Annotated in this window: 19 protein-coding genes; 3 read left to right on the top strand and 16 right to left on the bottom strand. The window is 63.4% G+C overall.

Going from position 1 to position 23,572, the window contains the following annotated elements; all coding sequences use genetic code 11:
- The first annotated feature begins 174 nt into the window (after positions 1-174).
- The gene (locus CD932_RS26465) at positions 175-1,734 is read left to right on the top strand and encodes a methyl-accepting chemotaxis protein (protein WP_094445892.1); all 1,560 of its coding nucleotides are present in this window, start codon (positions 175-177) and stop codon (positions 1,732-1,734) included.
- A gap of 95 nt (positions 1,735-1,829) precedes the next feature.
- Positions 1,830-3,128 (top strand): leucine-rich repeat-containing protein kinase family protein, encoded by a 1,299-nt coding sequence (locus CD932_RS26470; protein ID WP_094445893.1) that lies wholly within the window; start codon positions 1,830-1,832, stop codon positions 3,126-3,128.
- A gap of 52 nt (positions 3,129-3,180) precedes the next feature.
- Here CD932_RS26470 and CD932_RS26475 read toward each other — a convergent pair whose 3' ends face one another.
- Positions 3,181-4,440, bottom strand: a complete 1,260-nt coding sequence (locus CD932_RS26475; protein WP_094445894.1) for a nitronate monooxygenase — start codon at positions 4,438-4,440, stop codon at positions 3,181-3,183.
- A gap of 101 nt (positions 4,441-4,541) precedes the next feature.
- On the bottom strand, positions 4,542-5,027 hold the full coding sequence (locus CD932_RS26480; RefSeq protein WP_065306321.1) for a YajQ family cyclic di-GMP-binding protein: 486 nt from the start codon (positions 5,025-5,027) through the stop codon (positions 4,542-4,544).
- Positions 5,028-5,205: 178 nt separating this feature from the next.
- On the opposite strand from CD932_RS26480, the gene murB reads away from it, so the two are divergent.
- Complete coding sequence (gene murB / locus CD932_RS26485) at positions 5,206-6,234, top strand: UDP-N-acetylmuramate dehydrogenase (RefSeq protein WP_094445895.1); 1,029 nt, start codon at positions 5,206-5,208, stop codon at positions 6,232-6,234.
- Between the two features lies 1 nt (position 6,235).
- Here the strand turns inward: murB and CD932_RS26490 are convergent, their stop codons facing one another.
- From CD932_RS26490 to CD932_RS26555, 14 genes are all read right to left on the bottom strand, one after another.
- On the bottom strand, positions 6,236-6,550 hold the full coding sequence (locus tag CD932_RS26490) for a pyrimidine/purine nucleoside phosphorylase (protein WP_094445896.1): 315 nt from the start codon (positions 6,548-6,550) through the stop codon (positions 6,236-6,238).
- Positions 6,551-6,567: 17 nt separating this feature from the next.
- Positions 6,568-7,599 (bottom strand): diguanylate cyclase, encoded by a 1,032-nt coding sequence (locus CD932_RS26495; RefSeq protein ID WP_094445897.1) that lies wholly within the window; start codon positions 7,597-7,599, stop codon positions 6,568-6,570.
- A 10-nt stretch (positions 7,600-7,609) separates the two neighbouring features.
- Positions 7,610-8,659, bottom strand: coding sequence for a chemotaxis-specific protein-glutamate methyltransferase CheB (gene cheB, locus CD932_RS26500; RefSeq protein ID WP_094445898.1), 1,050 nt, complete (start codon positions 8,657-8,659; stop codon positions 7,610-7,612).
- A 10-nt stretch (positions 8,660-8,669) separates the two neighbouring features.
- Positions 8,670-11,006: a hybrid sensor histidine kinase/response regulator gene (locus tag CD932_RS26505; protein ID WP_094445899.1), complete on the bottom strand. Its 2,337-nt coding sequence runs from the start codon at positions 11,004-11,006 to the stop codon at positions 8,670-8,672.
- Positions 11,003-11,704 (bottom strand): chemotaxis protein CheW, encoded by a 702-nt coding sequence (locus tag CD932_RS26510; protein WP_094445900.1) that lies wholly within the window; start codon positions 11,702-11,704, stop codon positions 11,003-11,005. Before CD932_RS26510 ends, CD932_RS26505 begins: the two co-directional genes overlap by 4 nt.
- Before the next feature lie 18 nt (positions 11,705-11,722).
- Positions 11,723-12,952 carry a protein-glutamate O-methyltransferase CheR gene (locus CD932_RS26515; RefSeq protein ID WP_094445901.1) on the bottom strand — a complete coding sequence of 410 codons (1,230 nt, stop codon included), beginning with the start codon at positions 12,950-12,952 and terminating at the stop codon, positions 11,723-11,725.
- Entirely contained in the window at positions 12,949-13,404 is a 456-nt protein-coding gene (locus CD932_RS26520) for a chemotaxis protein CheW (RefSeq protein ID WP_094445902.1), read from the bottom strand. The genes CD932_RS26515 and CD932_RS26520 overlap by 4 nt, the downstream gene beginning before the upstream one ends.
- A gap of 3 nt (positions 13,405-13,407) precedes the next feature.
- Positions 13,408-15,219: a methyl-accepting chemotaxis protein gene (locus CD932_RS26525; protein ID WP_094445903.1), complete on the bottom strand. Its 1,812-nt coding sequence runs from the start codon at positions 15,217-15,219 to the stop codon at positions 13,408-13,410.
- Positions 15,220-15,414: 195 nt separating this feature from the next.
- The gene (locus CD932_RS26530) at positions 15,415-16,650 is read right to left on the bottom strand and encodes an argininosuccinate synthase (RefSeq protein WP_094445904.1); all 1,236 of its coding nucleotides are present in this window, start codon (positions 16,648-16,650) and stop codon (positions 15,415-15,417) included.
- Between the two features lie 44 nt (positions 16,651-16,694).
- Positions 16,695-17,615, bottom strand: a complete 921-nt coding sequence (argF, locus tag CD932_RS26535; protein WP_094445905.1) for an ornithine carbamoyltransferase — start codon at positions 17,613-17,615, stop codon at positions 16,695-16,697.
- A 228-nt stretch (positions 17,616-17,843) separates the two neighbouring features.
- Positions 17,844-20,693: an ATP-binding protein gene (locus tag CD932_RS26540; RefSeq protein ID WP_094446129.1), complete on the bottom strand. Its 2,850-nt coding sequence runs from the start codon at positions 20,691-20,693 to the stop codon at positions 17,844-17,846.
- Between the two features lie 328 nt (positions 20,694-21,021).
- Positions 21,022-21,939: a ribosome small subunit-dependent GTPase A gene (rsgA, locus tag CD932_RS26545; RefSeq protein WP_094445906.1), complete on the bottom strand. Its 918-nt coding sequence runs from the start codon at positions 21,937-21,939 to the stop codon at positions 21,022-21,024.
- Positions 21,936-22,301, bottom strand: a complete 366-nt coding sequence (locus CD932_RS26550; protein WP_094445907.1) for a 4a-hydroxytetrahydrobiopterin dehydratase — start codon at positions 22,299-22,301, stop codon at positions 21,936-21,938. Before CD932_RS26550 ends, rsgA begins: the two co-directional genes overlap by 4 nt.
- On the bottom strand, positions 22,298-23,572 hold the full coding sequence (locus tag CD932_RS26555) for a M48 family metallopeptidase (RefSeq protein ID WP_094445908.1): 1,275 nt from the start codon (positions 23,570-23,572) through the stop codon (positions 22,298-22,300). The genes CD932_RS26550 and CD932_RS26555 overlap by 4 nt, the downstream gene beginning before the upstream one ends.

Here is a 23,572-nt window from a genome sequence, read left to right on the forward strand (position 1 = left end):
CAGGACCGTGAAACAACTTTGCGCCGATGATAGTGCTGCAACCAGTGTGAAAGTAGGTTATCGTCAGGCTTGTTATTTAGAAAAAGCCCCTCCAGAGAAATCTGGCGGGGCTTTTTTGCATTAGTCACTATATACTTGATACTCTTCTGTCCACCGGCAAATTTTCCTTCCATTATGAAATCTTCACAGCTAAAGCTGGCCCACCGCTTCGCTTTATTGATGGTGATTATCGTCGCCGGTTTTGCGGTGTATGGCGCGTGGTCGTTCAAGGTGCTCGATGAACTGAAGGTCAATGGTCCGATTTATCAGCGTGTGGTCCAGGGCAAGGACTTGATCGCGGATATTTTACCGCCGCCCGAGTACATCATCGAATCCTATCTGGTCTCCTTGCAGGCCATGGCTGCGGCGCCCGCCGAGCGCAAGGCGCTGGTCGACAATCTCACCTCGCTCAAGAACGATTACGACACGCGTCATGCTTTCTGGGAAAAGGAGGGGCTGGAAGCCGATCTCAAGGATTTGTTGCTCAACGGCGCAGACAAGCCGGCGCAGGCGTTTTACCAGGTCGCTTTCACACAATTCATACCGGCGTTGCAACGCGATGATAGCGCCGCTGCCGCCGCCGCGCTGGAGGTGATGAAGCAACGCTATGCACAGCATCGCGCCGTCATCAACCAGCTGGTCGAGCGTGCCAGCAAACGCACCGCCGAGGACGAGGCCTATGCCAAGTCGCAGATCGCGTCCTCGTCCGCCGTCATGCTGGCAATTCTGCTCGCTTCGGTAGGCCTGGCGGCTGCCGTGTTGTACGCGCTGGCGCGCAGCCTGATATCGCAACTGGGTGGCGAACCGCGTTACGCGGCCGACATCGCCGGCAGTATCGCCGCAGGTAACCTTGGCGTGAAAATCCATACTGCACCGGGTGACCGGCATAGCCTGTTGGCGGCGATGAAAGCCATGCAAGATGGGCTGGTGCAGATCGTCGGACATATCCGCAACGGGACCGGCACCATCGCCAGCGCATCGGTGCAAATCGCAACGGGCAACCAGGACTTGTCCGCGCGTACGGAGGCCCAGGCCTCGGCGCTGGAGCAAACCACCTCGTCGGTCGAGGCGTTGACGCAATCGGTCAAGCACAACGCCGGCCACGCGCACCAGGCGCAGCAGCTTGCGCTATCGGCATCCGATGTGGCGATGCGCGGCGGCGTCGTGGTGGCGCAGGTGATCGATACCATGGGCGCGATCAACACCTCGTCGAAGAAAATCGTCGACATCATCGGTGTCATCGACGGCATCGCGTTCCAGACCAATATCCTGGCCTTGAATGCGGCGGTCGAGGCGGCGCGCGCCGGCGAGCAGGGCCGTGGCTTCGCCGTCGTGGCAAGCGAGGTGCGTAACCTGGCGCAGCGATCGTCCGCCGCCGCCAGGGAGATCAAGGCATTGATCGATACCTCCGTGCTGACGGTCGATGCCGGCGCGCGCCTGGTGAACGAGGCCGGCGCGACGATGAACGAGGTGGTCGTCAGCGTGCACCGCGTCACCGATATCATCAGCGGCATCAGCGCCGCCAGCAACGAGCAGACCAACGGCATCGAGCAAATCAGCCTGGCGATCCGCCAGCTGGACGATGTGACCCAGCAGAACGCCGCGCTGGTCGAGGAGGCATCGGCCGCCGCGCACAGCATGCAGGATCAGGCGCAGCAACTATCAGCATCGGTCAGCACGTTCAAGCTGGCTTAGCTATTGCCGCCCTGGCCGGCCGATCTGGCACAAAAAATGCTGAGTGGAAAACGCGCGCCTGCTACACTTTGATTTTATCGATTTGAAAGCATGCCTTGTCCACCACTTTGGAACAGTTGCGCGCCGGCCAGTTGGATGGCGCGCAGCGTTTGAGCCTGTCCTGCGGCCTGACCTCCTTCCCGCCTGAAATCTATGACCTGGCCGACAGCCTGGAAATCCTCGACCTCTCTAGCAATGCCCTGTCGTCGCTGCCCGACGATTTGCCGCGCTTGCACAAGCTGCGCATCGTGTTTTGTTCAAACAATCTGTTTACCACCTTGCCTTCCGTGCTGGGCAGCTGTCCGGAACTGAGCATGATCGGTTTCAAGGCCAACTGCATTGGCGAGGTGCCGGCCGCGTCGCTGCCGCCCAGGTTACGCTGGCTGACCCTGACCGACAACGCCATCGAGACTATTCCGGAAGAACTCGGCGATTGCAGCCAGCTGCAAAAACTGATGCTGGCCGGCAATTGCCTGCGGTCGCTGCCCGACTCGCTGGCCCGTTGCAGTCGATTGGAACTGTTGCGCATATCCGCCAACCTGTTGCCGTCGCTGCCCGCCTGGCTGCAGGATTTACCTCGCCTGAGCTGGCTGGCCTGCGCCGGCAACCCGTTCAATGAGGCACGCGAGGCGGCCGCGCTCGACGCCGCTGGCATGGCGCATATTGATTGGTGCCGTTTGCAGCTGGGCCGGCAATTGGGCGAGGGCGCCTCGGGCGTGATTTCGCAGGCCACGCTCGACGGCCAGCCGGTTGCCGTCAAGGTGTTCAAGGGCGCCATGACCAGCGATGGCTTGCCGCGCAGCGAGATGGCCGCCTGCGTCAGCGCCGGCCCGCACGCCAGCATGATCCCCATCCTCGGCACCGTAAGTGCTCACCCACAAGGATCGCCCGGACTGGTGATGCCCCTGATCGATGCGGCCTATGTCAACCTGGCCGGGCCACCCAGCCTGGCCTCGTGCACGCGCGATATCTATGGCGACGCAGTGCGCTTGAGCTTGCCGCAACTGCTGGCCATCGCCCACGGCGTCGCCTCGGCCGCTTGCCAGCTGCACGCGCATGGCGTCGTGCATGGCGACTTGTATGCCCACAATATTGTGCACCATCCGGACGGGCGTTGCCTGCTGGGCGACTTTGGCGCCGCCTCGCTGTTTGCGCCCGAGGCGCCGGTTGCCGCTGTGCTGCAGGCGATCGAAGTGCGCGCCTTTGGCGTGCTGCTGGCCGAATTGCTGGCGCGCTGCGAGACGCGCTTGCCGGGGCTGGATGAATTGGCGAGTGCTTGCTTGCAGGAACGGCCTTTGCAGCGGCCCCGTTTCGACCACATTGCCAGCCGCCTTGCCGTCGCGCTGGCAGCATAAAAAATGGCGCGGCCTTCGCAGGCTGCGCCATGTTATTTCAAACCTCGTTCATTCAGGCTTGCACGATTTTTTCCGGCAGGGCGATCTGGTTGTCGACGCTGAACTGATAGTCCTTGAAGACATGTTCGGCCGACAGGATCTGGTATTCGCCATTGTCGAGCTTGTGCGTGGTGTCCTTCAGGCGGTAGGTGTAATGACCGCAGGTCCAGCAGTTGAAGTTGCGCATATGCGTGCACAGGCAGGTCTTGTCCATCACCGACACGACTTTCAGCTCGGGATGGGCCGCCACTTCGCGGTTGTACGAGTTGATATAGGCGCAGTTGCCGGTGGCGTCGAGCAGGTAGCCGTACGATTCGCAGCCCGGACGGATGCCGGCGCCGATGGCCGGCGTGCTTTTCAGCATGCGCATCGGGTAGCCGGTTGGCGAGACGCCGTTGACGATGATGTCTTCTTCCGAGGCGCGGTAGTATTCCTGCTTGACCTTGTCGGGCAGGCCGCATTCGGTGGTGACAGTAAAGCGGGTGGCCACTTGTACACCGGCCGCGCCCGCTTCCAGGAAGGAGACAGCGTCGCTGCCCGTGAAAATGCCGCCGGCGGCGATCAGCGGAATATCGAGCTGTTCCGCTTTCAGGTAGGCCAGCACTTCGGCGGTAATTGTGTGCAGGTCGTAATTGGCCCAGTCCATGCCGAAGCCCAGGTGGCCGCCGGCCAGCGGGCCTTCGACGATGACGAAGTCGGGCAGGCGGTTCAGCTTGGCGTTCTTGCGCAGGAAAATTTGCAGGGCGCGCACGGACGAGACGATGATGCCCAGCTTGGCATCGCGGAAACGCGGGTGGTCGGCCATCAGCGCAAACGAACCGAAGTGCAGGCCGGCCGACAGGGTAATGCCGTCGATGCCGGCGTCGAGCGCCGCGTTCAGGCGCACGCGCAAGGTTTCGCGCGGGCCGTTCATGGTCAGCTTTTCCATGCAGTTGACGAAAATCAGACCATCGCCTTTTTTCGCTTCCATGGTGGCGCCGATGTGGCGGCGTTGCGCTTCGGCCAGGCGGCCCAGGTCGAACTGCACCACGGCCTTGTCGCTGTTATTGATGTTGAATTTGTACAGTTTCGTCTTGTCCTTGACGAAGGTGGTGTCGAAACGGCGGTCCGACACGTCTTCCACCATGGCATCGGAGATATGGCCGATACCGTTCAGCCGGGCCGCTTCCAGCGCCAGCTCCGACGTGGAAATATCCACACCCATTCCGCCAATCATGATGGGCACATACTCTTTTTTGCCAAATCTCAGGCGGAAATCATCAACACGTTTCATTGCTATCCTTAGACTACCGTCGTTATTACTGTGCGCAAGCCCAATTCTACCGCAAGCGGGCAAGGGTCTTGGTGCGGCACCCCACTGTTACGGGACCAGTATCAGTCGCGGAAATTGTTAAATTCCAGCGGCATGTCCGGCACATCCTTGCGCAGCATGGCCATCGCCGCTTGCAGGTCGTCGCGCTTGGCGCCCGTGACGCGCACGGCTTCACCCTGGATGCTCGCTTGCACTTTCATCTTGCTATCCTTGATGACGCGCACGATTTTCTTGGCGTCATCGGTCTCGATGCCATTCTTGATCTTGATGATCTGCTTGACCTTGTCGCCGCCGATCTTCTTGATATCGCCTTCGTCGAGGAAGCGTACATCGACCTTGCGCTTGGTCAGTTTGTTGGTCAGCACGTCGCGTACCTGGCTGAGCTGGAAATCGGAATCCGCAAACGCGGTCAGTTCATTTTCCTTGTGCTCGACGCGCGCGTCGCTGCCCTTGAAGTCGAAACGGGTGGAAATTTCCTTGTTGGCTTGTTCGACCGCGTTTTTTACTTCGATCATATCGGCTTCGGAAACTACATCAAATGACGGCATGGTCAGTCCTTTCGTGTTGGAGCGGTGCGCGCGGGGCGCGCCGGGCACGTGCACTGGCGCAAGTGGCGCGGCCCTGTTAAAGATGCGACATTTTAACGGACAACGGCCAGCCTGCCCTTGTCTTGCGCTGGTTTTTTGTCGTATTCACTCTATAATCGAGCAAAATAAACGGTATCCCATGTCTCCAGAGCTCACCATCGAACCCAATTATCCGCTGCAAGCACTCAATACCTTCGGCATTGTGGCCCAGGCTTGCGCCTATGTGCGCATTACCTCCACCTCCCAGTTGCAAGCGGCGCTGCAAGAACCGGCGTTGGCCGGCATGCCGCGCCTGATCCTGGGCGGCGGCAGCAATATCGTTTTGACCGGCGACTTTCCCGGTGTCGTGCTGCATATGGCGACGACCGGCATGCGCCTGGCGCAAGCGTCGTTCGACACCATTCTGGTGACGGCGGCGGCCGGCGAGAACTGGCACGCCTTCGTGCAGTGGACCCTGGCGCAAGGTGTGGGCGGGCTGGAAAACCTGTCACTGATCCCGGGCACGGTGGGCGCGGCGCCGATCCAGAATATCGGCGCCTACGGGGTGGAAATCAAGGATGTTTTCCATAGCGTCAGTGTGATGCACGCCGGCAGCGGCATGGTGTTCGACATGGACCGCGAGGCCTGCCGTTTCGGCTACCGCGACAGCATCTTCAAGCATGCCGACGGCGCCGGGCTGATCGTGCTGGAAGTGACCTTCGCCTTGCCGGCGCAGTGGCAGCCGAATCTGCGCTATGCGGAACTGGCGCAGGCGCTACTGGAACAGCAACTGGAGCAGCCCACGGCGCAGCAGGTGGCCGATACGGTGATCGCGATCCGTCGCCGCAAGCTGCCCGACCCGGCCGTGATCGGCAATGCCGGCAGTTTCTTCAAAAATCCCGTGGTGTCAAAAGCGCATTGCGCGCAGCTGCTCGAGCGCTATCCGGCACTGGTGCACCATGCGCAAGCCGATGGCAGCGAGAAGCTGGCGGCGGGCTGGCTGATCGATCAGTGCGGCTGGAAGGGGAAAAACCTGGGGCCTGCGGGAGTGTATCCCAGGCAGGCACTGGTCCTGGTCAATAACGGCGGCGCTCGTGGCGCCGATATTACCGGGTTGGCCGAGGCGATCCGCAAGGATGTCGAGGCGAAGTATGGGGTGGTGCTGTCGCCGGAGCCGGTGTTTGTTTAAATCAACCGAAGTGGCAGACGTAATCTAACGTTTCGATGGTTTCGATATCGAAATGGCTGTTGCCCGGAATGGTGAACTGCTCTCCCGCGCCATAGCTGGCCCATTCGGTGGCGTCGGCCAGGCGCACCTTGCACAGGCCGCCCACAATTTCCATGATTTCCGGCGCGCCCGTGTTGAAGCGCAGCGAGGACGCGAAAATCACGCCCACGCTTTTTTTCGTGCCATCAGGAAAGATGACATTGTGCGAGATGCACTTGCCATCAAAATAGATGTTCGACTTCTTGACGACGCTGACATTGTCCAGTTGCGTGCTCATGCTTGCCTTTCTTGTGGTTAAAAATCGGTACTCGTGTCTTCGGCCGTCAATACGCTGTTGCGCCCGCTGCGCTTGACGGCGTACAGGGCCTGGTCGGCACGGTTGATCAGTTGCTCGACGGTCGATTGCGGCGAGGGCACCACGGTGGCCACGCCGATCGACACCGTGACGATGCCCAGCGCGGCGCCCGGGTGCTCGATCTGCAGGCTTTCCAGGTGGCGCCGGCACGCTTCGGCGATTTTCATCGCGCCTGCGACGTCTGTTTCCGGCAGCACCAGCGCGAACTCCTCGCCGCCGTAGCGCGCCGCCAGGTCGGCCGGGCGCTTCAGGTGCTCGGTCAGCACGGCCGCCACTTTCTTCAGGCACAGGTCCCCGGCCAGGTGGCCGAACTGGTCGTTATAGCACTTGAACAGGTCGATATCGCAGAACAACAGGCTCAGCGGCGCCTTGTCGCGCTGGCCACGTTGCCATTCGATTTGCAAGGTCTCATCGAAGCGGCGGCGGTTGGCGATGCCTGTCAGGCCATCGAGGGCCGCCAGTTTCTGCAATTCGATATTGGCCTCGGCCAGGTTTTTCTGGCTTTCGCGCAGGAAGCGGAAGGCCTGGTCGCGCTGCAGGCGGCTGATATGGGCGTTCGAGTGGTAGCGTATGCGCGCCAGCAACTCCAGCCGGTCGGGCAGCTTGACGACATAATCGTTGGCGCCCACGGCAAAGCTGTAGGCCTTCAGTTTCGGGTCATCCTTGGCCGACAGCACGATCACCGGCACATGCGCCAGCACCGCGTGTTCGCGGTACTGCTTGATCAGCGCGAAGCCATCGATGCCGGGCAGCACCAGGTCTTGCAGGATCACCGTCGGCTGCATGCGCACGGCCGTCTCCAACGCCAGCGCGGCGTCGGTGACGTAGTGAAACTCGATATCGAGCTGGTCGCTCGTCATGCGCCGGATCGCTTCCGCGATAATCAATTGATCGTCCACCAGCAGGACGCTGACCTTGAATTCGGTCAGGGCGGTTTCGTGGGGCAGGGAGCGGGTGGAAAATTCGGGCATTGCGGTCTTTTCAGAGGTTGGTGAAAGGGGCCTGGCCATTGTTGAGCCGGCTACCCAGTCGATTGCGCAAGCTTGCGCCTATCTTGTCGAGCGGCAGGATCAATTGTGCCGCATCGAGTTCCGCCGCCGCGCGCGGCATGCCGTAGACGGCGCTGCTGGCCTGGTCTTGCGCGATGGTGGTCTTGCCGGCGCGGCGCATGGCCAGCAAGCCGTCGCCGCCATCGCGGCCCATGCCGGTAAGCAAGACGCCGACCGCATCGCCGCGCCAGTGCTGTGCCACGCAATGGAAAAACACATCGACCGAAGGACGGTAGACATAGTCGCGTGGAGCCGCATCGTAACGCAAACGATAATTTTGATCCAGCAACAGGTGGTCATTGGTCTTGGCGATCAGCACCGTGCCGGCTACCAGCTCGTCGCCTTCGCCGATCACGCGCACCGGCACGTTCAACTGGTCGTCGAGCCATTTGGCGAAATGCGAGGCAAACTTTTCATCGATATGCTGCACCACCACGATGGCGCAGCCGGGCGGCGCGGTCCAGTCCGACAGCACTTTCGCCACCGCCGACGGGCCGCCGGTCGACGCGCCGATCGCCACCAGCGTCTGCACCTGGCCGTCGCTGCGTTCACCAGGCTGTTGCTGGCGCGGTGGCGGCGATGTTTCGCCGTTGTGGCGTATCAGCTTGCCGATGGTCTTGATCTTGGCCAGCAATTCGCAGTCGCCGTCTATCTTGCCTTGCAGCACAGGCGTGGCGGTGACGTCGAGTGCGCCGGCGCCCAGCGCGCGAAACACATGGTTGACATTGTCCTGCGGCCGTCCCGTCACCACCAGGATGGCGCACGGGCATTGCTCCATGATCTGGCGCGTCGCCTCCACGCCGTCCATTTCCGGCATGTTCAGATCCATCAGGATCAGGTCGGGCCGGTTGTCCAGGCACATGCGCACCGCTTCGAGGCCCGTGCGGGCGATCCACAGCACCTGGTGCTCCTGCGTGCTGGCGACCACGCGCCGCAGCGCCTCGGCCGCCATCGCCACATCGTTGACGATGGCTATTTTCATGTCTTCGGTCTCATATGCGGGCGTCTCCTATCAGGTCGGCCACGGCATCGAGCAGGGTCTCGTCGTGGAAGCTGCCTTTGGTCAGGTAATAATCGGCGCCGGCGGACAGGCCGCGCGCGCGGTCCTCCGGGCGGTCCTTGTACGACACGATCATCACCGGCAGCTTGTGCAGGTGCAGGTCCTTCTTGACCAGCGAGACCAGCTCGATGCCATCCATGCGCGGCATGTCGACATCGGTGATCAGCAGGTCGTAGTCGCCGCTGCGCACCATGTTCCAGCCGTCGATGCCGTCGATCGCCACGTCGACCGCAAAACCGCGTCCCAGCAGCAGCTTGCGTTCCATTTCGCGCACCGTCAGCGAATCGTCGACCACCAGGATGCGCTTGGCGCGCCGCTGCTGCGCCGGGCCGCCCTGGGCCAGCTGGTGCAGGCCGCCCTCGTGCAGCAGCTTGTCGATCGACAGCAGCAGGTCGGGCACGTCGAGGATCAGCACCGGTTCGCCGTCATCGAGCAGGGCGGCGGCGGAAATGTCGCGCATCTTGCCGAAGATCGGGTCGATCGCCTGCACCGCCAGGCTTTGCTCGCCGCGGATCGCGCCCACCACCAGCGCATAGCTTTGCTTGCCGCGCCCGATCACCACCACCGGCAGGTCCTCGCCGCTGGCGTCGGCCTCGCCCAGTTCGAGCACCTGGGCCGCCGACACCAGCCCCAGGTGCTCGCCCTTGAGCTCGAAAAACTGCTTGTTTTCCAGCGTGTGGATGGCCGATTGCGGCACCCGCACCACGCTTTCCACCTTGACGATGGGAATCGCGTACGCTGCGCCCCGGATATCGATCACCAGCGCGCGCACGATCGACTGCGTCAGCGGCAGGGTGATCAGGGCGCGAAAGCCGCGTCCCGCTTCCGATTCCAGGCGCACCGTGCCGTTTTGCTGGCGGATGGTTTCATGCACGATGTCCAGGCCCACGCCGCGGCCCGACAGTTCATTGGCTTTTTCCTTCAGGCTGAAGGCGGGCAGGAACAAAAACTCCAGCAATTCGCCGCTCGACAGCGCCGCCGCCATGGCCGCACTGGCCATCTTGCGGGTAATGACCGACTGGCGGATTTTTTCCAGGTCGACGCCGCGTCCGTCGTCGCTGATCTCGATACTGAGCATGCCGGCGCGGTGGCGCGCTTCCATGCGCACGGTGCCCAGCGCCGGTTTGCCCGCATCGAGGCGTTCGTACGGTCCTTCCATGCCATGGTCGATGGCGTTGCGCAGCATGTGGTTGAGCGGGCTTTCGATCCTGGCCAGGATATCGCGGTCGACCAGGGTGTCTTCGCCCTCGATCTCGAGCCGCACTTCCTTGCCCAGGCTGCGCGCCAGGTCGCGCACCATGCGCGGAAAGGCGTGGACGCCGTCGCGGAACGGGCGCATGCGCAGCGCCAGCACTTCATCGACCATGCCTTGCGAAACGGCCAGCAGGCGCCGCTCATAGCTTTCGATATCGGCGATATGTTCCAGCACGAACTGCTTGAGCGGCTGGGTCTTTTGCAGCGCCAGCAGGGATTTTTCGATCAGCCCTGCGTCGCCGGTGCGCGCGATCGCCTCGTGCAACTGCTCGACGTCTGAAAACAGGCTGCTCTGGTTGCGCTTGAAGCGCTGCAGCGCACCGATCAGCGGATGCATCTGGTGCGCATTGATGCGCGATTCGCTGGCCAGCGACAGCAAACGGTCGAAGTTCTGCGCCGGCGCCCTGGCGGCAGGCGCGTGACCTGCGCGTGGCACGCTGGCCGGCGCCTCGTCGATCGCTTCAGACGGCGGGGCCGAAGCGAGCAGCGCGGCCATCTCGCCAGCCAGCGCGGCCTGGATATCGTCGGGCAGGCCGGACAGGCACGGGGCGGCCGGCGCCGGCATCGGGGACTTCGACGGCAGCGGTGGCAATTCCGGCAGTTCGGCAATGCGAATGATCGCGTTCAGGGTCTGCTCGATCCCGATGGCGTTGGCGGCCAGCCATGCTTCGGCGCCTGCGTCGTCCAGGCGCGACAATTGCACGATCAGGTCGACGCCCGACAGCAGCACGTCGACCCGTTCGGGCGTGAGTTTCAGGCAGCCGTGCTGGGCGGCGACAAAGCTGTCTTCCATGCCGTGCGCCAGCTGCACCACCACTTGCAGGCCGACGATGGCGGCGGCGCCCTTGATCGAGTGCGCCGCGCGCATCATCGCCTCGACGGCGGCGGCGTCACCGGCGTGGCGCTCCATGGTCAGCAGGCCGTCGGTGAGGATCTGGGTCTGGCTGTCCGCTTCCATGCGGAACAGGTCCCGCATGGAAAAGGCGCTCAGGTCGCCGTGCTGGTCCTGGCTCATCGTAATAGTCTCGCAAGTTGAAAGCCGATCAGCGCCGTATCCAGGCAGCCGATGCGCAGCTCGTTTTCGGTGATTACGCCCGACAAAAAGCGCGACAGGCCCTTGTTGAGGGTGGCGGCCGGCGCTTGCAGCGCGCTGGCAGCATGGCGCACGATGCCGTGCAGGTCGGCCACCGGCAGCGCGAACGACTGCTCTTCCCAGCGCATCAGCAGCAATCGCGCAAAGGTGTGGCGGCCCCTGGCCGCTGGCGCAGCGTGTTCGTCGATCCCCAGGAGGCTGGCCAGCGACATGCAGGGATAGAGCTGGCCGCCGATATTGACGATGCCCAGCAAGCCGCCTCCGATGCGGTGCGGCAGCACATGCGGCGTCGCCTGCGGCGCGACGCAATCGAAGACACGCGTGGGCAGCGCCAGCCATTCGCGGCCGATGCGAAACACCAGCACCGAACTGTCCTTCGCGTCACCGTCGGCCTGGCGCGCGCTGAAGTGGCTGGCCCAGTGCTGGCGGTATTGCGCGTCGATCGGGCGCTGCAGGTTGCGCTGCGCTGCACGCGCATACACATCGCAATTGCGGCAGTGGATATGGGCCGGCAGCTTGTCGCAGCTCTGGTCGCCGACCACGCCGATCCGGTTCCAGCAATCGCTGATGGCGTCGTGCAATTCGATGACAGAAGGACTGGTCACAGGGGGGCTGGTCATGGTGGCGTTTTCCGCATGTTAGTGGCCCGCGCTGGCCTGGCGGCGCTGGTAGATGCGCGCCGCGCGCGACTTGAGCGTGGCGGCGGCCGTATGGTTGCCATTGCGCTCGGCCAGCAGCGCCAGATGGCACAGCGCCTCGTAGTGGTCGGGCCGCAGGTAGATGCAGCGGCGCCAGTAATTGTCGGCCAGGTCCATCTTGCCGGCCAGTTCGTTGATCAGGCCCAGCAGATAATACGCTTCGGCCGCCTCGGGCTCGCGCGCCAGGTGGGCATGGCAATTGTCGCCCGCTTCGCGCAGCAGGCCACGGTCGGCCAGCACGCGCGCTTCGGCCAGCAGGTCGGCCGCTGCCGCTATGGGCGCAGGTGTCGACGGTGGCCCCGGGCGTGCGGGCGTGGGCGCTGCCGCTGGCAAGGAAGGCACGCTGCGCAGTTGCGGTTTGTTGCGCACTGGCTGCGGCAGCGGCGCCGGTCTGATGGCAGGCGGCTTATCGTCCTTTTTCAGCGCAAACGCCTGGCGGTACTGCAGCGGCGCAAAGCCGTGCTGGCAGAAAGCGGGCACTTCGGCATAGCCGGCCAGCAGCATGCCGTCGTCGGCCAGCAGCGCCGACAGCTTGGCAATGGCCGCGCGCGTGGTGGGCTTGTCGAAATAAATCAGCAGGTTGCGGCAGAAGATCACGTCGTAGTGCTTGCCCAGGGCGTCGGTATCGAAGCGCAGCAGATTGCCCTGTCTGAACGTGATTTGCGTGCGCAGCGCGTCGACGATGCGGTAGGAGTCGTCGGCCACATGCGTGAAATAGCGCTCGCGAAAAGCCACGTCCTGGACGCGGAAGGCGTTGCGGCCATACACGCCCGCTTGCGCGCGCTCGATGCAGGCCGGGCTCAGGTCATAGGCGTCGATGCTGACGGCGGCGCGCGGCAGGTCGGCGTCGCGCAGCGCCATCGCCATCGAATACGGTTCTTCGCCGCCGGCGCAGGGTATCGAGGCGATGCGCGTGGTGCGGCCGCGCGACCAGCGTTCCCGCACCAGTTCGACGGTGGCGTAGAACGCCTGCGGATCGCGGAACAGCCACGATTCGGGCACCACCACCAGTTCCACCAGCTGCGTCATTTCTTCCGGCGTGATGCCGGCCAGGTAAGCTGCGCTGTCATCCTGGCCCGTGCGCTCCATGCGCTGGCGCACGGCCCGCTCGGCCATCGCTTTGGACACGGACAGGCCGGTGGCGCGGCGCAGCAGCGCCTGCGCCGTCATGCCGCGCTCCTGCGCGGGAACAGCAGCGCGCGCACCTCGGCCGTGAGCAAATGGTCGAGTTCGACCAATTGCAGCATGCCGTCGGCGTCGCTGGCCACCTGGCCCAGGAAGGGCGCGCCGGCCACGCCGCACTCGCCGAGCTGCGCGGGGTCGAAGCCGGCGATGCCGCGCACGCGCGAGGCCATCAGCCCCAGCACATGCTGGCCGCCGTCGGGCGCCCGGTAGTCGACGACGACGATGCGCGTGTCGAACTGCGCCGCGGCCGGCGCCAGGCCCGCCAGGCGCGACAGGTCGATCACGGGGACGGGCAAGCCATGCAGGTCCAGCAGGCCGGCCACGTAATCGGGCGTGAGCGGCAGCTGCTTGAGTTCAAGCAGGGGCAGCACGCGCACGATGGCCGCCAGTGGCAGGCCGTAGCGATCCTTCCCGATATGAAAAACCAGTACTTTCATGGATCAGATCGTCACCGCAAAGTTCGACACGCTCGATTGCAGGTCGCCGGCCGCATATTGCAGCTGGTGCACCGCTTCGCTGGTTGCCTTGAGCGACTCCACCGTTTGCTGGGTGGCGTCGTTGAGCTGCATCATGGTGTCGGAAATCTGCGAGGCGCCGATCGCCTGCGACTGCATGCCCTGCAGCACGGCGTCGAACTGCGGCGCCAGTTTCTGCACCTGGTCCATCACGCCGGAGAGCTGGTCGGTCACTTGCCGCACTTCGCCGACGCTGCGGCGTATCTCTTCCGAGAACTTGTCCATGCCCATCACGCTGGCCGACACGGCCGACTGCATTTCCTTGAGCATCTGCTCGATATCCCAGGTCGACACCGACGTCTGGTCGGCCAGGCGGCGGATCTCGGTGGCCACCACCGAGAAGCCGCGGCCCGCTTCGCCGGCTTTTTCCGCCTCGATGGCGGCGTTCAGCGACAAGATATTGGTCTGGTCGGCCACCTTGGTAATGGTGATCAGCACGCTATTGATATTGCTGGCTTTTTCCGACAGGGCGGCCAGCTTGGCGTTGATGGAATCGGTGGCCGAGACCATGTGCTGCATGGTCGAGTCCATGCGCTTGAGGTTGTTCTGGGCTTCGGCCGTGGCATTGGTCGTGTAGTCGGCCACGGCGGTGGCGTCTTCCATGGTTTTCAGCAACTCGCTGGTATTGGCCGAGATTTCCCTGGTGGTGCTGAGGATCTCGACGCTGGTTTGCGCCTGCTCGATGCCGGTCGCTTCCTGCTGGCGCGCCGAGGCGGCGATCTCGGTGGCCGAAGTGGTCACCTGGATGCCGGCCTTTTGCACATTGTTGAGCAGGCTGCGCAGGTTCTCGAACATCTTCGCCAGGCCTTTGCCCAGCTGACCGATGGCGTCGCTGCCGGTAATGCTGACCTTGCCAGTCAGGTCGCCCGAGGCCGCTTTCGACACCACTTCCAGCAGCGAATCGACCTTGGCGCGCAAGGTATTGGTGGCCGCCAGTTCATTGGCCTGGTTGTCTTCGATGGTTTGCGCCATGCGGTTGAATTCCTCTGTTACCTTGCCCAGTTCGTCACGCGACAGGATCATGGCGCGCGCGCCGTGCTCGCCACCGGCGATGCGGCCCACGGCGTCGGTCAGGTTGTTCAGCGGTCCCAGGATGGATTTGCCCAGGATGTAGGAAATGCCCAGCGCCAGCACCATGCACAGCAGGCCGCCCAGCGCCAGGGTCAGCATCATGGTGCCCTGTAGCCTGGCCGAGGTGGCCGTGCGCTCGGCCAGCAATTGCGTTTCAGTGGCGGCCGCCTCGTCGAGCAGTTTCCTGGCCTGCACGATGGCCGGATAACCGCCAGGCGGCAAGCTGCGCGCCACGGTTTCGGTGGCGCCCGGCGCATTGCCCAGCGCGCGGCGTTTTTCGATCTGCGGGTTCATCCAGTCCTTGACCCAGGTGGTGGTCAGCTGATCGATCCTGCGAAAGCGTTCCGATTGTTGCTTGTTATCGACCGTCATGGCGATGGCTTTTTGCGTGTGCTGGGTCAGCACGGCCATTTCATCGGTTTCCGGGTTCAGCGACGCTTCGCTGCCGGTCAGAATGTAGCCGCGCGCCTCGACCTGGACCTGCAGAATGGAATTGTGGATCTTGCCGATTTCACTGAGCACATCCATCGTGTGGCGGTCCCACTGATTCGCTTCGGACAGGCGCGAAAAACTGCTGTAGGCGACAGTCAGCAGGACCAGGATGATCGCCACGATGGAGCCGAAGCCCAGGTACAGTTTATTCTTGATGCTCAGGTCGTTGAACATGGGGGCTCCGGTTCGGTAAGGTCAGCTTGCTGGTATTGCAGTTCATTGCACTCCAGCATTTTGCCATGCGGGCACACACAATGGGGTGTTCCGGCCCTGCCGTGCGGCGGCAACGCGGCGGGAACGGCTTGGCGTGTGCATTGCGGACACAAAAAAACCGCCCGCAGGCGGTTTTGGCGAGCGCAACGGGCGCGATTACTTCTGGCCGCGCTTTTCCCTTGCAATGGCGGCGATGCGCATGCGCAGGGCGTTGAGCTTGATGAAGCCGCCGGCATCGGCCTGGTTGTAGGCGCCGCCGTCTTCGTCGAAGGTGGCGATGTTCATGTCGAACAGCGAGTCGGTTTTCGAATCGCGCGACACGACGATCACATTGCCCTTGTACAGCTTGATGCGTACCCAGCCGTTGACGGTCTGCTGCGTGTGGTCGATCAGGGTCTGCAGCGCGACGCGCTCGGGCGCCCACCAGTAGCCGTTGTAGATCATCGACGCGTAGCGCGGCATCAGGTCGTCTTTCAGGTGGGCCACTTCGCGGTCCAGGGTGATCGATTCGATGGCGCGGTGGGCTTTCAACATGATGGTGCCGCCCGGGGTTTCATAGCAGCCGCGCGACTTCATGCCGACGTAGCGGTTTTCCACCAGGTCCAGGCGTCCCACGCCATGCTTGCCGCCAACCTTGTTCAGTTCGGCCAGCACGGTGGCCGGCGACATGCGCACGCCGTTGATGGCGACGATGTCGCCTTGTTCGTATTCGAGGTCCAGGTATTCGGCCTGGTCCGGGGCATTTTCCGGGCTGACGGTCCAGCGCCACATGGTTTCTTCGGCTTCGGCGCTCGGGTTTTCCAGGTGGCGGCCTTCAAAGCTGATGTGCAGCAAGTTGGCGTCCATCGAGTACGGCGCGCCGCCGTTCTTGTGCTTCATGTCGATCTCGATGCCGGCGTCTTGCGCGTACTGCAGCAGTTTTTCGCGCGACAGCAGATCCCATTCACGCCATGGCGCGATGATCTTCACGCCAGGCTTCAGGGCGTAGGCACCCAGTTCGAAACGCACCTGGTCGTTGCCCTTGCCGGTGGCGCCGTGCGAGATGGCGTCGGCGCCGGTGGCGTTGGCGATCTCGATCAGGCGCTTGGCGATCAGGGGGCGGGCAATCGAGGTGCCCAGCAGGTATTCGCCTTCGTAGACGGTATTGGCGCGGAACATCGGGAAGACGAAATCGCGCACGAATTCTTCGCGCACGTCTTCGATATGGATGTTTTCAGGCTTGATGCCGAACTTGATCGCCTTGGCGCGCGCCGGTTCCAGCTCTTCGCCCTGGCCCAGGTCGGCCGTGAAGGTGACGATTTCGCACTGGTAGTTATCTTGCAGCCATTTCAGGATGACGGAGGTGTCGAGTCCGCCGGAATAGGCCAGGACCACTTTTTTGATGTCGCTCATAATGCTTCCAGTTGTCGTTGAGGTGTGTGTGTCGGTACTGCGGTTTACGCGATTTTGCCCAGCAACAGATATTCGATCAGCGCTTTTTGCACATGCAGGCGGTTTTCCGCCTCGTCCCACACCACCGATTGCGGGCCGTCGATCACTTCGGCGGCCACTTCCTCGCCACGATGGGCGGGCAGGCAGTGCATGAACAGCGCGTCGGGCGCGGCGCGGGCCATCTTGGCGCTGTCGACGATCCAGCCGTCGAAAGCGGCAATGCGGGCCGCGTTTTCCGCTTCATAGCCCATGCTGGTCCACACGTCGGTGTTGACCAGGTGCGCGCCTTCGCAGGCCTCCAGCGGGTTGTCAAAGAACGTGTAGCGTTGCGTTTTGACTTGCGCCAGGTCGATGTCATAGCCTTTTGGGGTCGACACATTGACGTGGAAGCCGAATACTTCGGCCGCCTGCAGCCAGGAGTACAGCATGTTGTTGGCGTCGCCGATCCAGGCGATGATCTTGCCGGCGATCGAGCCGCGGTGCTCGATATAGGTGAAGATGTCGGCAAACACCTGGCAAGGGTGGTGTTCATTGGTCAGGCCATTGATCACCGGCACGCGCGAATTGGCGGCGAAACGCTCGATGATGTCCTGGCCGAAGGTGCGCACCATGATGATGTCGCACATGCGGCTCATCACCTGGCCGGCGTCTTCCACCGGCTCGCCGCGGCCCAGTTGCGAATCGCGCGTGTTGAGGTAGATGGCGGCGCCGCCCAACTGGTGCATGCCGGCCTCGAACGACAGGCGGGTGCGGGTGGAGTTCTTTTCGAACACCATCACCAGGGTGCGGTCGATCAGGGGATGGTAAATCTCGTAGTTCTTGAACTTGCGTTTGATCAGGTGGGCGCGTTCAATCACATAGTCGTACTCTTCCAATGTGAAATCGGAGAACTGGAGGTAGTGCTTGATCGGTTTTTTTGTCGACATAAATGACCACTAGAAGATGCGCAGGCCGCCGGCGGCGTGCCTTTCCCGCCGGCCTGCCTCCGTGTCGATGACACTGTACGGATGGCGATCCTGCCCGGCGCGCTGCTGTGTGCGGTTTGCAAGGTTGTAAATAATGCAATTGCGGCTACGTCAGCCGTTCAATTATAAGGGTTTTGCTTTTAGATTGGAAAGACTGGCGGGCACACGGGCCACGCGTGCAACACGGTCTCAGCAAATCAGCGGCGGCGTGGCGGCGTCGAATTGCGGCGCCACCAGTGGCAGGTCCAACGTAAAACGGCTGCCGGCGCCGCTGCTGGCCACCTGGATCGTGCCACCGAGCAGGGCCGTGACGATATTGTAGCTGATCGACAAGCCCAGTCCGCTGCCGCCCTGGCCCAGCCGGGTGGTAAAGAAGGGGTCGAAGATGCGCGACAGGTGCTGCTCGGCGATGCCGCCGCCGTTGTCTTCGAACACGATGGTCACCCTGGATTCGCTGGCGCTGGCCTGCAATCGCATCAGGCCGCCGCCAGGCCGGCTGCCGGCCTCGCCAAAGGCATGCACCAGGGCATTATTGATCAGGTTGGTGATCACCTGGCCCAGCGGCCCCGGATAGCTGTCCATCGCAATGCCGAAGGCGATGTCCGTGTCGATGCGATGGCTTGAACTGCGGATGCGGTTCATCATGGTGGCGATGATTTCATGGCTGACCTGGGCCAGGTCGAAAGGGCGGCGCTGCTCGGTGGTGCGGTCGACCGCCACCTGCTTGAAACTGTTGACCAGGTCGGCTGCGCTGTGCAGCCCGCGCATCACCAGCGTGGCCGCCTTGCCGGCGTCGTCGATATACGTGGCCAGCTCGGAGCGGCGCAGGCCGGGGCCGTTCATCAGGCGCGCCACGTCGTCCGTCTTTTGCTGCATGGTGCTGGCGATCAAGAGGCTGTTGCCGATCGGCGTATTGAGTTCATGCGCCACGCCGGCCATCAGCGCGCCCAGCGCCGCCAGTTTTTCCTGCGACACCAGCTGCGCCTGCGCGTCCTGCAACTGGCGGTAGGCGTGGGCATTGTCGAGTGCGATGGCGCCATACGCGCACAGGGTGCGAAAGATCAGCCGTTCGCGCTCGCCATAGGCGTTGGCATGGCAGGCCTGTACCGTCATCACGCCCAGGATGCGCTCGCCCACGGTCAAAGGCACGTACAGCACGCTCCGGTTATGCAGGGTGCCGGGCAGGGTATGGGCGTGGCGCCCGGCGGGCACTTGCGCGATATACACTTCGCTGCGGCTGTCCAGGCAGCGCACCGAGTAGGCGCGCCGGTTCGATAGCGCGATGACGTTGTCGGGCAGTGGCCGTCCCGCTTCCATGCCGTGCGCGCGGCGTAGCGCCGTGCCGGCCGCGTCCAGCATGTAGACGGCGAAGGTCGTGACGGGCAGCAGGGCGTGCACGTGGCGGTCCAGCACCTGGAACACGGCGCCGGCGTCGAGATGGGTGGTGATTTCCTGGCCGATGGCCGACAGGCGCTCGAGCGTGTCGCTGGTCTGCTGCAGCACTTCGGCGCGGCGCGCTTCGGCCGCAGCCAGTTCACGGTGATGGTCGCCCTCGGAGCGCGCATGTTCGCTCTGGTGGCGCACCTGCATGGCAATGGCCCGGTTGGTGGCCTGCTGGGTATGGCTGCGCTCGCGCGCCGCGCCCGCTTGCAGGGAGATATCATAGGCGCGCGCATAGTCGCCCGCATGCGCATACTCGCGCGCCAGCGCGTCGAGCAATTCGCCCGGCGGCCAATAGCCGTCGATGATGGACGCGGCCTGCAGCGCGCGGTGCAGATAATGCAGCGCCGCATTGGGCTCCTGCATGTCAGGCGGCGCCGGCAGTTCGTGGCGCGCATGCAGCATCGCCAGCACGCGCAGCGCGGCCATCTGGTTGACGGCGTCGCCGCGCGCGCTGGCCAGCTGCAGCGCCCGTTCGGCCGCCAGCAGCGCGTCGTCGGGCCGGTCCAGGTAGGACAGTGCATGGGCGCTGCCGCGCTGGGCCTTGCAGCGAAAGTCGCCCTGGTCCAGCGCTTCGGCGCGTTGCGCCAGGCGGCCGAAGGCGTCGAGCGCCATGTCGTAGTCGCCCGTGTCCAGGCACAGTTCGCCCAGGAAAAACAGCGCGTTGGCATAGCTGCGCGCACCCGACACGGGCGCGAGCACCTGCAGCGCTTCGCGCAGCAGTTCGCCGGCCGCGTCCAGCCGGCCCAGCTTGCGCATGGTTTCGGCCGTATGCGTCTGGCAGGCGCCGATGCTGCGCGGCCACAGTGTCGGGCGTGCCAGGTCCAGCGCGCACTGCATCCATTCCAGCGCCGACTGGTGGTCGTTCAGGCTGCCGAAGCAGTCGCCGATATTGATGGCGGCCGTAATCGCCGGGCGCAACTGGCCGCTGGCCAGCGCCGCTTCATAGGCTTGCATGTAATGGCCGACGGCGGCACCGAGGTCGTGCGAAGCATAGGCCAGGCCGCCGCGAAAATCATGGACCCAGGTCGCCAGCGGCGCCGCCAGCGGCCGGCCGGTGTCGTCCTCGCCGAGGCGCGATCCCCACATTGTTTGCGCCGCCGGCGCGTCGCGCAGTACGGCCCAGCGCGCCGTCGCCGCATCGGCCAGGCTGGCGCGGGTGCTGTCGCCGGCATTGTTGGCCTGTCGGATTGCCGCCTGCAGTTGCGCGGTGCAGCGCACATGGTCGCCGCGGTCGACCGCGATCGACGCCAGCAGCCAGTGTGCGTCAAAGCAGGCGGCGCCGTCGCCATGCGCGCGCAGCACGGCGTGCGCGGCCTCGGTCAGGGTTTCGGCTTCATCGAGCGCGCCGCGCAGCCATTGCACTTCGGCCCGCACCAGTTGCAGGCGCGCCAGGCTTGACTGCCGCGCCTGTGGCGTCAGTGCCGCATGGGGCAGCCACTGGCGCGCTTCTTCGGCCAGTATCAGGGCGCGCGCGCCGTCGCGCTGGCGCAGATGCCAGCACAGCGGCAGCAATACCGGCAGGCGCGCCGCGCCGTGCAGGGCCGGCAAGGCGTTTTCCCACTGCGCGATATCGTGATCGAGCACGAACATATCCATATGGCAACCTCCCGCAAAAGAGCCGCGCCAGCCTGTCATCAAGCCGGCCATGCGTGTCGCATTGTAAGCTGCAATGCGCGGGAAAGGTTCAGGACAACAGGGGCGCCGCGCCTGCCGGAGATGGTTTGCAGCGACAGATGGCAAGGAAGCAAAACAGGGGGGGCGCAGGCGAGGCGCCGGCGACGAATGGCAGCGTTGGCGGAATGAAGTGCACAAAACCGCGGATGGACGGTTTTGATCGGATATATGGGAGCCGGCCTTCTCGGCGAAACTAAATTTCGTAAAGATGGCCGTACTTTTGATTAAGTTTGACTATCGTCGCTGGCGATCAATACAGCGTCTGCGCCGACTCATGCAGCAGCTGGCCATACAGGGTATGGCGCATTTTGGCGATCTTGCCTTCGGCCACGGCTTGCAGGATGGCGCATTGCGGCTCGATCAGGTGACGGCAGTTGTAGAACTTGCAGCCGCCCAGGTAGGGCTGGAATTCGCGGAAGGCCCGTTCCAGCATCCCTTCGGACAAGTGGTACAGGCCGAATTCCTGGAAGCCGGGCGAGTCGATGATGGAACTGTGCGCGCCCAGTTCCGGCAGCGTGTACAGCCGTGTAAACGTGGTCGTGTGCTTGCCCGTGTCGAGCGCGGCCGAAATTTCGCGCACGGCGATATCGGCGTCCGGCACCAGCAGGTTGATGAGCGACGACTTGCCCATGCCGGACTGGCCGATCAGGATCGAAGACTGGCCGGCCAACAGCGGCGCCAGGGTCGCCACGGCATGCTCCGGCGCGGCGCGCGCCGACACTTCATCGACCGGGTAGCCCATCGACGAATACGGCAGCAGGCGCTCGCGGGCCCGCTCCAGCGACGCGGTCACGTCGGTTTTGTTGAGGATGATGCGCGCCTCGATGCCGGCCGCGTCGGCCGCCACCAGCGAGCGCGAGATCAGGTCGTCGGCAAAGCCCGGTTCGGTCGCCACCACGATGAACAGTTGGGTCAGGTTGGCGGCCAGCAGTTTCGACTTGTACTGGTCCGAGCGGTACAGCAGGGTCTTGCGCTCTTCGATGCGGTCGATCACGGCCTGGTCGTTCGAGGTGCGCGTCAGGTGCACGAAATCGCCGACGGCCACATTGGTCTTCTTGCCGCGCGTGACGCATTGCAGCTTGGCGCCATCGACGTCGGCCAGGTAGTGGCGGCCATGGGCGGCGATGATCACGCCGGTCAGCCTGGTTTCCGTCCTGGTCTCGCTCATCGTTCCACCTGTCGGCCAGCGTAGAGGGCATCGGCCTTGGCGGCGCAGACGAAGTCGTTTTCCGACAGGTCGCCGGCGCCCTCGTTGACCGAGTGCGTATCGTAGCGCACGGTACAGGTTTTATAGGTGATGATGAGCTCCGGATGATGGTCTTGCGTGTGGGTCATGTAAGCGAGGGCGTTGACGAAGGCCATGGTCTGGTAGTAATTCTTGAAGTCGTAGCTGCGGCACAGCTTGCCGTGCTCCAGTTGCCACTGCGGCAGCAGCGGCAGCAGGACGGCAATGCCGGCCTCGCTCAAGGCGTGCTGCAGCGGCGCGCAGGTTTGCTGTGTCAGTTCTTCGATGGTGTGTGGCAGGTTCATGCGATTGCCCCTTTCAGGTGGCGGATGCGTACGCTGGCCGGCGGATGCGAGTCGTAAAAGGCCGAGTGCAGCGGGTCGGGTGTCAGGGTCGAGGCATTGTCTTCGTACATTTTCACCAGTGCCGACACCAGGTCGTCGGCCTGCGTATGCCTGGCGGCAAAGGCATCGGCCTCGAATTCATGCTTGCGCGAGCTGAGCGAAGTCAAGGGCCCCAGCAGGAAAGTAAAGACCGGCAGCGCCAGCATGAACAGCAACAGGGCGATGGCGTCCGTCGGCTGACCCGTCAGCGCCAGCGCCATCGGATCGATGCCCAGTCCGGCATAGAACCACGGCTGGGTTTTCAGGAAGCCCAGCAGTGCCAGAAAGCCCAGCGAAATGGTGAACATCATGGCGATGCGCTTGACGATATGCTTGAGCTTGAAGTGGCCCAGCTCATGCGCCAGCACCGCTTCGATTTCATGTGGCGCCAGGCGCGACAGCAGGGTGTCGAAAAACACGATGCGCTTGTTGGCGCCAAAGCCTGAAAAATAGGCGTTGCCGTGGGCGCTGCGCCTGGAGCCGTCCATCACGAACAGGCCTTTCGATGCGAACCCCACGCGCTGCATCAGGCCCTCGATGCGGCTTTGCAGCGCTGCATCGGCCAGCGGCGTGAATTGATTGAACAGCGGCGCGATCACGGTCGGGTACAGCACCATCATCAGCAACTGAAAGCCGCTCCACACGCACCAGGCGTATAACCACCACAGCGCACCCGACCTGTCCATCAGCGCCAGCACCACCCACAGCAGCGGCAGGCCGATCACGGCGCCCAGGCCCACACCCTTGAGCATGTCCATGAAAAACAGGCCACGGCGCATGGTGTTGAAGCCATAGCGCTGTTCCAGCACGAACTGGCGGTAGTAGTCGAAGGGCAGGTCGATCAGGCCCGAGATCGCGACAAAAGCGACGATCAGACCGATCTGATACGCCATGCCCGGCCCCGTCAGCTCCTGCAGATGCAGGGCCAGCCATTGCAGGCCACCGAGCAGGGTAAAACCGATCAGCACCGCCGAATTGACCAGCAGGGTCAGCAGGCCAAACTTGGTTTTCGCCACCGTGTAGTCGGCCGCTTTCTGGTGTGACGCCAGTGAAATTTTTTCGGCAAATTCGGCGGGAACGGCAGCGCGGTGCGCCAGCACGTGACGGATCTGCCGCGACGCGAGCCAGAAGCGCACGAGCAGCGTCAAAATGAGGATGGAAACAAACAAAATCGAAAACGCGAGTGAATACAT

The sequence above is a fragment of the Janthinobacterium sp. PC23-8 genome (assembly GCF_002250505.1).
Classification (GTDB): domain Bacteria; phylum Pseudomonadota; class Gammaproteobacteria; order Burkholderiales; family Burkholderiaceae_D; genus Janthinobacterium.